Below are 848 nucleotides of genomic sequence, written 5' to 3'. Positions count from 1 at the left end.
TCCACGGCGTGACGCAGCTTGTAGGTCTCGGGGTCGAAGGCCGGTGGCCGACCGCCCTGAGACCCCTTCCTGCGCCGGGCAGCGGCTTGGTCCAGCTTGATCGGGATGGTGGCCTTGATGCCGCGCCTGCGCAGATAACGGCGGTTGCCGCGCGAGCTGTAGGCCTTGTCGGCCAGCACCCGATCCGGCCGGGTACGGGGCCGGCCCCCGCCCAGGCGTGGCACCCGGATGCCCTCCAAGACCGCCGTGAACTGCGGGCTGTCACCCCGCTGCCCGGCCGTCAGCACGATCGACAATGCTCTGCGGCCCTGCTCGGTTGCCAGGTGCAGCTTGGTGCTCAAGCCACCACGTGAGCGTCCCAGCCCGTGATCGGCCGGTTCCTCTCGCACCCCGCCCGGCGACTCGACCTGCAGATCCCCCTTTTCCGCGCCCCGGCGGCGTGCTGATGCGCCCGGCACACGGTGGAGTCCACACTCACCTCCCACGTGATCAACCCGGCCGCGTCCGCCCGAGCCTGCAAGACGGTCAGGATCTGCTGCCAGATGCCGGCCCGCTGCCAGCGCCGGAACAACCCATAGACGGTCTGCCAGCATCCGTACCGCTCCGGCACGTCCCGCCACGGCGCTCCCACCCGCACCCGCCACCGGATCCCATTGATGAGCTGCCGTTTCGTCCAGATCGGCGGGCGCCCCGGCTTCCGGCCGACGGGCAGCAGCGGCTCCAGCACCGCCCACTGCGCATCGGTCAGATCAGCCCGCTCCGCCACCGGTAAGGTGGTCACGAGGTCTCCGTGCAGATGGTCTTCTTGGTCGTTGACTCATCTACCGGAGACCTCTTCTTTTGTCGAT

General features: G+C 69.5%; 2 protein-coding genes. Both read right to left on the bottom strand.

Going from position 1 to position 848, the window contains the following annotated elements:
• The coding region (locus tag HCN51_RS58785) for a transposase (protein WP_206069131.1) at positions 1-341 on the bottom strand (341 nt) is incomplete at its 3' end.
• Entirely contained in the window at positions 338-781 is a 444-nt protein-coding gene (locus HCN51_RS58780) for an IS5 family transposase (RefSeq protein ID WP_206069130.1), read from the bottom strand. The genes HCN51_RS58780 and HCN51_RS58785, both read right to left, overlap by 4 nt.
• Positions 782-848 lie beyond the last annotated feature (67 nt).

This window comes from Nonomuraea composti, from assembly GCF_012034275.1.
Taxonomy (GTDB): Bacteria; Actinomycetota; Actinomycetes; order Streptosporangiales; family Streptosporangiaceae; genus Nonomuraea; species Nonomuraea composti.
This window is presented reverse-complemented; position numbering and strand designations above follow the sequence as displayed.